Consider the following 6,356-nt stretch of genomic DNA (forward strand, 5'->3'; position numbering starts at 1 on the left):
TCGCAAAGATTCGCTCAATACCGACCTATCATCATTGGTAACCAAAAAGGTATCTTTTTTACCAAGTTTAGGAAGTTCTGCCAAGACAGGAACATTTTTTACCAATTTCTCTAAACTAACTTTACTATGAATTTTATTATCTAACAAATCGTTAGCGTAGATAACAGAGAAAGGAACTAACATTCCCAATATTAATGAAGCCAAAAGTATTAATGGCTTTTTAGGGCTAATAGGAAAATCTCCCATCTGATATGCATAATCTATAACCTTTGATTTAGGAGACCCAGATGCAGCTGTTATTTGAGATTCTTCTCTTTTTTGCAATAAATACAAGTAAAGAGATTCCGTTGTTTGTTGTTGTCTCGTTATATCTCTTAATTGTCTTTCGTTTTTAGGAGCCGAATAAATTTTAGAATTAATTCTAGACATTTGCCCTGATAAATTATTCACCTGTAAACCCAAATTACGTTCCATCCCTGTTAAACTAGACTTCATACTTTGTTTAAGCCCATTTAATTGTTGGTCTAAATTAACAATAATTGGGTTTTGCTCATTAGAACTCTTTAGTAACCTATTACGCTCCATAACCAACTCATTATACTTTGCTGTCGTATTGGCAATAGTAGCATCAGACAAACCAACATTAGATGGCATAACTTCATAACCACTTTCACCGGAAACGTAATCTTTCATTCCAGATGCTATACTTAATTGAGTTTTAGCATTCTCTAACTCTTGTCTGTTTGCTGCACCTACATTTAAAGCAATATTTGCTTCACTTGCTATATCCGTAACCCCTTTGCTGGTTTTAAAATCTTGTGCAGATTGGTCTACAGAGGTTAAATTTCCTGATATTTCTTTAATGCGTTCATTTATAAAGGTAGAAGTTTTATCTGCTATAATCTGCTTATCCTCTACTGCATTTTTATTATAAACGCTTACCAATTTATTAATAATATCAATAGCTCTTTGAGGAATTGCATCGTTTAAAGAAACATTAATGATATTAGAAAATTCTTGAGCTGGCGCCACAATAATTTTAGTTTGATACGCCTCTGCTACTTTAAAAATAGGGTTAACATTGACTTTTATTCTATGTCCTTTATGCCTTTCGAAATACTTAAGATTAGGAGTAATTACAATATCTCCTATTTCTGTTGTTATATTTTTTCCAAAAGAGTAAATTTTTAAAGGAGCATCTTCATCTTTGCTATATCCAAAAGAAGTGTCCGAAGACAACTCTATAAAAAATCCAATTTTAGAAGAATTAACGATAGAATCTGTTGCTATAAAGTTAATTTTTATTGGGCTATTCTTATATAATTGGGTATGTTTTACATTTCCTAATTGAATTACCTGGGTATTCAATTTTAAATCTTTTACAACCTCAATAAAATTAGATCTAGAATTAAGAATTTCCATCTCATCTTCTATCTTATTTTTAGCGCCACCTCCAATAAGGCTTAATTCGCTAAATGCAGATAATTCTGAAGCAGAGCTCTTATCTTCAATTATTTGAACTTTTGCTTTAGCTGCATATTCTGGAGTAGCATACCTAATATATAGAAAAGCCATTATTATAGCTACTAAGCAAGAGAGAGCAAACCATTTCCAATGTTTGGTATATGTTGTCAATAACTCCTTAAGGTCTAAGGTATTCGATGAAAATTCTTGAGAATTCATTATTGTTCTTTAATATTTTATATTATTTATTTAAATACCTATTTAAGTATTTAATTTCTAGTAATAATCAAAACAGTTGAAGTGATTAATACAGAAGCAATAGAAACCCAAATAGAAGCTCTATTATCTAATGAAGAAGATGTAACAGCTGATTTATTTGGTTCAACATATACAACGTCATTTTGTGTTAGATAGTATACTGGTGAATTTAAAGCCTCTTTTTGCGTTAAATCTACTCTTGTATAAACCTTTGTTCCATTAAAATCACGAATAACCATAACATTATTACGTGTTCCTTTAATGGTTAAATCATTAGCCAAACCTAAAGCCTCTAAAATTGTAATTTGTTCTCCATTTACAAAATAAGTTCCAGGTCTGTTTACCTCACCAAGTACAGTTACAGAAAAATTCTTTAAACGTATATTAACAATTGGGTTTTTAAGGTATATACTTAACTTTTCTTTTAAATATGCTTTTGTTTCTTCTGGGGATAACCCTACTATTTTTACAGATCCCAAAACTGGAAAATCAATTTCTCCATTTTTATCTATAATATAATCTACTTGCTCTGCTCTAATTCCTCCTTCTTCAGCTCCTTTAAACAAGTTAAAAGGCAAACTTGCTTCTGGATTTAGTGTAGATACATGAATACTAACTACATCATCAATTTTAAATTTATTAGTATGCGAATTATCACTTACAATAGTTTCATAATCTCCGGCATTCTGAAAATAAACAATATCTTTTTTAGAAGCACAAGAGCTTAAAATCAAAGCAGTCATAGCTATAAAAGACAAAGTAGGTAATGAGAAATTCTTAATGGTCATAGTAAAATGTTTTGTTTATAGTTTACAAGATTAATCAAAATTTATGATTGAACAATTTTTAGTTTAGGTTTATCCGAACCTTTCTTTTTGCCCTTTTCATCTAACTCACATAACTCTGAGTTACTTGATACATACTCAGGAACAATTTTTTTCATTAATTTCACCGTATTGCCATTAAAGAACATATTTGTTATACAAAGTTCATCAATCCTAGAACGGACATCGGTATAATCTAAATCCCTTACCTTACTTATTTTTATTTTCTTATGGTACGTAGGCAAAGTACTTTCTCCGTTTGCAAGCAACTCTTCATACAATTTTTCTCCAGGTCTTAACCCTGTAATTTTAATATCAATATCGTCAGGATAATTTAAACCCGAAAGTTTTATCATATTTTTTGCTAAATCAAAAATCTTAACAGACTCACCCATATCGAAAATAAATATTTCTCCTCCTTCTCCCATAGCGCCAGCTTCTAAAACTAACTGAGAGGCCTCAGGAATTGTCATAAAATAACGAGTTACATCTTTGTGTGTTAAAGTCAAAGGCCCTCCTTTTTCTATTTGTTTTCTAAACAATGGAATTACAGATCCATTTGACCCTAAAACATTACCAAATCTTGTCGTAATAAATTTGGTTTTCTTCTGTTGTTGCATGCAACCTATATACATTTCTGCAATACGTTTACTTGCTCCCATTACATTGGTAGGATTCACCGCTTTATCTGTAGATACAAATACGAATTTTTCCACTTCATGTATTAAAGATAAATCTGCTACCGTTTTTGTTCCTGCAATATTTATTTTTATTGCTTCATAGGAATTATACTCCATTAAGGGAACATGCTTATAAGCTGCTGCATGGAAAACCATATTTGGTTTATGCTCTTGAAATATTGTATTTAATCTATTTTTGTCTCTTATATCCCCTACAATAGGCACAAAATTGTGGTGTCCGTTCTGTTTTAATTCTTGCTGTAAATCATACAAAGCAGACTCCGCCTGATCAATAACAATTAAAGCTTTATAATCGTAACAACAAATTTGCCTTACTATCTCGCTACCAATAGAACCTGCGCCGCCAGTTACCAATACAACTTTGTTCTTAAGTTCCATTTCTATTTTACTATTTTTAATAGTAATAGGTGCCCTATCTAACAAATCTTCTATTTGCACTTGCTTAATTTGAGATACTTTAAGTTCTCCATTAATCCAATCATCAACTGGTGGTACTATTTTTACTTGTACAGGGTAGTCCACTAAACCCTCTACTAAGGTTCTAAGTTTTTTGGGATCCACATTCTGCATAGAAAAAATAACTTCGCTAATATTTTTCTTCAGAATAAAACTTTCCGTTAATTCTTCTTCATGAAAAACCTTAACGCCATTTATTTGTTTTCCTGATTTTTTATTATCCTGATCTATATACCCAACAACTCTAGCAATACTTCTTGAGTTACTTGTTAAAGCATTATGTGTTAATATGCCTGACTCACCCGCACCATAAATTAGGACATTCTTGCTTACTTTTAAATTACGAGCCATTAAATTACTATACATAGATTTAAAAATAAATCTAGATGCTGTTAAACCAATAAAACTTAGTAAACTATGAATTATTATAATAGCAAGAGGTATGGTAAAATCTTCTAACAGACCAACTTCTCGATTAACCAAAACCATAGTAATCAATAGAATACTAGAAAGACAAATAGCATTAAATATATTATACACGTCTTTTACTCCAGTATGCCTAACCACTCCTTTATAAGAACCAACGAATAAAAAGGAAGCTAAAGATAACAGAGCTACTATTGGAAGTTGTACTAATAATTTATTAATATCAAAATCAAAAGAAAGATTAAAACGTATACAATATGCGAGAAAAAACGCAAAACTAGTCGTTAATACATCTATAACTAAAACAAGCCATTTTGATGCGTAACGAGATACACTATTTGTAAGGTAGTTTTGTATCATACTATCTCTTTTTTAATTAATTCAATTACTCTAAATAAATCTTCTTTAGATAAATTAGAGCCACTTGGCAAACAAAGACCTCTATTAAATAAATCCTCAGAAACTCCATTTGTATAACACATGGAATTCCTAAATACCGGTTGCATATGCATAGGTTTCCACAAGGGTCTAGATTCAACATTCTCTTTTAACAATGCTAATCTTATTTTTTCTCTTATTTCGTAAGATGAAACTAATACAGCTGTTAACCAGTGATTAGAATAATAACCTGGTATATCTTCAGAAAATTCTAACTCTTTAAAAGGAGATAATTCTTTCTTATAAATTGCATAATTATTCCTTCTAGCATCCACTCTATCTTGTAAGACTTCCATTTGTCCTCTACCAATACCTGCCAAAATATTACTCATTCTATAATTATGCCCTATTTCTGAATGCTGATAGTGTATTGCATTATCTCTAGCTTGGGTAGCCAAAAAAATAGCTTTTTCTTTTATTTTTTGATTTTTAGAGATTAATGCCCCACCTCCAGAAGTTGTAATAATCTTATTTCCATTAAAAGATAATACACCTACATCACCGAAAGTTCCGCATTTTACTCCGTTTACAGTACTACCTAAAGCCTCTGCACTATCTTCTAGAACAGGAATATCGTACTTTTCTGATATAGCTTGAATTTCTTTCACCTTATATGGCATTCCATAAAGATGAACTGCAATTATAGCTTTGGGCTTTACACCATTTGCTATTCTATCTAGTATTGCTTTTTCTAATTGTATTGGGCAAATATTCCAAGTATCTCTCTCACTATCCACAAAAACAGGCCTTGCTCCCAAATAAGCTATTGGATTAGCAGAAGCAGAAAAAGTAAAACTCTGACAAATAACTTCATCACCAGATTCTACAGTAAGTAGTTTTAACCCTAAATGAATAGCCGCTGTACCAGAACTTAATACTGCTACTTTAGACTCTTCTCCTAGAAATTCAGAAATATCACTTTCAAAACCATCTACATTCGGTCCTAATGGAGCTATCCAATTTTGTTCAAAAGCTGAATTTATATAATTTTGCTCCGTTCCTCCCATATGTGGAGAGGATAACCATATTTTAGATTTAGTAACTGTTTTCAAGTTCAAATAATTTAGGTTTAGTAAGGGGAATTATAATTAATTTTCGGTAAACTTATACATACTTTTTCATAGTTAAATAACATCTAACCTATAATTCGTTTAAGCATTAAAATACTCGTTTAATAACAACTGTAATACATTTTATCGAATAAAACACACCATGTAAACCTCTATTTTCAAAAAATATTACTTCTGGCATATTAAAAATTTATAATGTAGTTTTTTAACTACAACCCGACTAAATAATTAATTCATTTCTTTATTAATATTATTATTAAAACAATTTAATAAAGTGCGAATTTATTGAAAAAGACATACTATTCCTAATGTACTAATGTACTTAAACTTAAGTACCAAAAGAAGACTTTAACTTTGTCTAAGAAGAAGGCTATTTAAAGAAAAAAATCTATTCAGATAGGTTTTTAACCCTTAATTTCTTCTCTTTTCATAGTGGAATTTTCTTGTACTCCTTTTCTTATTGCTATAGAACGATTTATTATTTATTTTCAACGTATATATGATTAATATGAATTCGCATATAATTAAATTCGCATATATTTTTTTAATTACACCCCAAGCTATGCGGAAAATTTACAATTTTACTTTAACATTTTGTTTTCTAATAATTCTTAGTAATTCGTTAGTAACAGCACAAACCCCATCCCAAGATGGGCAATGGAGTCCTGTTATTCCATTTGGAATAGTACCCGTCGCTGCTGCTAATTTACCCGATGGTA

Annotated in this window: 4 protein-coding genes; all 4 read right to left on the minus strand. The window is 30.6% G+C overall.

Annotated elements, in window-relative coordinates:
- Window positions 1-1,683 (minus strand): Wzz/FepE/Etk N-terminal domain-containing protein (locus tag QZZ51_RS15805; protein ID WP_291871422.1); only part of this gene is annotated, 1,683 nt, incomplete at its 3' end.
- A 50-nt stretch (window positions 1,684-1,733) separates the two neighbouring features.
- Complete coding sequence (locus tag QZZ51_RS15810) at window positions 1,734-2,510, minus strand: polysaccharide biosynthesis/export family protein (protein ID WP_291871424.1); 777 nt, start codon at window positions 2,508-2,510, stop codon at window positions 1,734-1,736.
- A gap of 41 nt (window positions 2,511-2,551) precedes the next feature.
- Window positions 2,552-4,489: a nucleoside-diphosphate sugar epimerase/dehydratase gene (locus QZZ51_RS15815; RefSeq protein ID WP_291871426.1), complete on the minus strand. Its 1,938-nt coding sequence runs from the start codon at window positions 4,487-4,489 to the stop codon at window positions 2,552-2,554.
- On the minus strand, window positions 4,486-5,574 hold the full coding sequence (locus tag QZZ51_RS15820; RefSeq protein WP_291871428.1) for an aminotransferase class I/II-fold pyridoxal phosphate-dependent enzyme: 1,089 nt from the start codon (window positions 5,572-5,574) through the stop codon (window positions 4,486-4,488). Before QZZ51_RS15820 ends, QZZ51_RS15815 begins: the two co-directional genes overlap by 4 nt.
- Window positions 5,575-6,356: the final 782 nt, after the last annotated feature.

The sequence above is a fragment of the Maribacter sp. genome, from assembly GCF_016744255.1.
GTDB lineage: Bacteria > Bacteroidota > Bacteroidia > Flavobacteriales > Flavobacteriaceae > Maribacter_B.